A 2,599-nucleotide genomic window follows, 5' to 3' on the forward strand; every position below is an offset into this window, starting at 1 on the left:
CTGCGATCTTCCAGAACGCTTGTGGGATCTTCACGCCCCGGCCTGTGTCTCTGCCCCGAGTTTAAGGGGCGATGCCTTGATATGGCGAGAGCGTCTTCCAGACGTCTGCCTCGGAACTGGAGGGCACCTTATCGGCGAGGGTCAGGTACAGTGTGGCATCGGCAGTCGTCTCGAGCAGGCCCGCTTGGCTGGTCGGCGGTGACGTGTCACCGTCAACGGCAGGCACGACCAGGATGCTTTCGCTGGCGCGCACAGTGATCCCGCCTTTGCGTACCTCCGAGACCACGACCTCATACACTGCGACGTCGAGGGAGTCCGCGTGTTGGGAACCGTCCGGCGAGACTGTCACGCGATGGGCAGGAAGGGCAAAGATGTGCTCTGTTTTGATCGGCAGGCCAACGGCTTCGACAACGAGGTCCGCGGACTCGAACATTGCCGTGGTGCCCGTGAACCACTCATAGGAGCTTTCTCCCCCTGCGGATGGCGTCTGCCCGTTATCGCTGTTGCTGCACGCCACGAGCGCGCCCGCGGCCAGACCAAGGAGAGTCATAGCAACTCCTCTACGGAGAAGAAGCCCATTCCACCCGGACCAACGAAGGCGCTGCTGTGGCTCACCCATACGCGATCACGAGGTTCCGCTGGTCCCCGTAACCTAGTGCGCGCTGATCAAGCTCGCAGGGGCTGGAGGCTGGCTTCATGACCTGCTGGCTCTCCTGGAACACGTGGCCAAGTCCCATCGCATGACCAAACTCGTGGGTTGCGATGCCTGAAACATCGAAGCTATTGCCTGAACAGGAGTTCGAGGTGTTCCAAGACCTATTCGACGTATCAAATTTTATATCACTCTTGACGATGAAGCTGCTCTGTCGCCAGGTGCACGCGACCGCGAGTGTGGAAGAATTATCGAGCGCACCCCAGCCCACCGTGTTCGTATTCGAGAAAGTGCCGCATCCCCCGCCTGCAAGAACCTGAGGATCGTCCCAGTAAACCCTTCCGGTATACGTCAACTCTGCACGATTTGGCCAGTCCCCACACATCGCGCTCTCGCCGCCCGCAATCGAGTCTGACGCGGATACAAGCGCAGTTGTCGTTCCTGCGTTGGGCTCGCCCGTCGGGTTGTGCTTCCATGCGTACTCACGCCCTTCCCACCGCCCGTCATAGGCGGTGACTTGACCCACGCTGGCGCATTTGACGGAGTGGTCCGCGTAGGCCTGCAGGTCAACCTGAGGTGAAGTGGGTGCGGCGTGCGACACATTGGCGTTGAGTATGGCCACAGCCGCTGGTGCACCGAGCACAGGTTCTTCACCCACTCGAATCGCCACCTCGTCACCAGCGCGAGCAATGCTGACCTCCTCGACGTGTTCGCCGCCCGCTTCTACGATCGCTGACGAGGTCACGACCATCCCATCCGGCGGAAGCTCGAATATCTGGTCATCGAAGGCAAGACGGTCGATATCTGACCCCCGAAGTCCGCCATTTGATGACAAGGCGCAAGTCCACTCATCGCTACTCGACGCTGAAGTTAGAGTCCGCTCTGGCTCGCCGACGCAGGTGAGGATGAACGGAGTAGTGGCCGGTGGTTCAATTGCCGAAGCGGAGAGCGGCAACGCCAGATTGATCCCGATGAATCCAAAGAACGCCGCCGCGACTCCCAGGCCGAGACGAGTTGCACTTCTCATGACTGCTCCTTCACATACGGTACGGACTAGACCTTCCAGGTAGCTCAAACCTGACACCCCGATCTCTCCCGCGTCAAGCACGCGGGAAAATGTTCACGTGTCGGTCGCGTGTCGTCAACGTCCCGGACACTTGGACATCTCCGGCGATTGTCTCGCCCCGGGTTTAATGGAGGTTCTTGATCACCCGGAAAGGTTGAGAATCATGCCAGCAATGAAGAAATATCCGCCGGGGTTGAAGGAACGGGCGGTGCGCCTGCTGCTTGCCGCTCGTGAGGATGCTGGTGGCGCCCGCGGGGCGTCAACCCGCATCCCTACGTGTCACCGTTGGGTGAGGCCAGTGCCTCAGAGCAAGTCCGCCGTGTGATGTAGGGCGAGAATCAGGAATCATCACCATGTCCAGCCCGTCTTTGATCGCCGTGCGCGACGATAGTTATATGAGTAGTCCCGGACCCCGAGCGGGTGGTCCGACCTCGAGAAGGTCGTTCACCCCAGCGCAGAAGCTTGCCCACCTCGCCGCGTACGACACCGCCATCAAGGACCATGAGGGCGGCGCGTATCTGCGCACCGAGGGGCTGTACTCCTCGCAGATCACGGAGTGGCGAAAGCTTCGTGACGCGGGTGTCCTCGCGGGGAGGAAACCCGGCGAGAAGATTGGCCGGTTGACGCCGGAGCAAGCTGAAATCGCCCGGTTGCGCCGCCAGCTGAGCAAGACCGAGCAGCGGTTGGAAACGACGGGGGTGGCGTTGGAGATCATGTCAAAAATGCACGAGCTACTCGAAAGTCTTTCGAAGAGCTCGCGGGACGAAACACCGTGCGCGTTGCCGTAATGACCGCCTACCGTGAACTGGCCAGCCGAGGAATCTCCACTCACGTCGCGGCCGACTTGGTCGGGATACCTCGAGCGACCGCCACCCGGAAAC

3 protein-coding genes are annotated in these 2,599 nt (G+C 60.8%); 1 reads left to right on the forward strand and 2 read right to left on the reverse strand.

What is annotated here, in order from left to right; all coding sequences use genetic code 11:
* Positions 1 to 61: 61 nt before the first annotated feature.
* Together BMW72_RS18155 and BMW72_RS18160 are read right to left on the reverse strand one after the other, a co-directional pair.
* Entirely contained in the window at positions 62 to 550 is a 489-nt protein-coding gene (locus tag BMW72_RS18155) for a hypothetical protein (RefSeq protein WP_139175937.1), read from the reverse strand.
* A 61-nt stretch (positions 551 to 611) separates the two neighbouring features.
* The gene (locus BMW72_RS18160; RefSeq protein WP_092113146.1) at positions 612 to 1,679 is read right to left on the reverse strand and encodes a matrixin family metalloprotease; all 1,068 of its coding nucleotides are present in this window, start codon (positions 1,677 to 1,679) and stop codon (positions 612 to 614) included.
* Between the two features lie 392 nt (positions 1,680 to 2,071).
* Here BMW72_RS18160 and BMW72_RS18165 point away from each other — a divergent pair, with 392 nt between their 5' ends.
* The gene (locus tag BMW72_RS18165; protein WP_092113149.1) at positions 2,072 to 2,506 is read left to right on the forward strand and encodes a hypothetical protein; all 435 of its coding nucleotides are present in this window, start codon (positions 2,072 to 2,074) and stop codon (positions 2,504 to 2,506) included.
* Positions 2,507 to 2,599: the final 93 nt, after the last annotated feature.

It is taken from the genome of Cryobacterium luteum, from assembly GCF_900110125.1.
Taxonomy (GTDB): Bacteria; Actinomycetota; Actinomycetes; order Actinomycetales; family Microbacteriaceae; genus Cryobacterium; species Cryobacterium luteum.

Bases quoted from the DNA above. Each gene is read 5' to 3' on its own strand.
- BMW72_RS18155 (WP_139175937.1), bottom strand. From the start codon at position 550: ATGACTCTCCTTGGTCTGGCCGCGGGCGCGCTCGTGGCGTGCAGCAAC.
- BMW72_RS18160 (WP_092113146.1), bottom strand. From the start codon at position 1,679: ATGAGAAGTGCAACTCGTCTCGGCCTGGGAGTCGCGGCGGCGTTCTTT.
- BMW72_RS18165 (WP_092113149.1), top strand. From the start codon at position 2,072: ATGTCCAGCCCGTCTTTGATCGCCGTGCGCGACGATAGTTATATGAGT.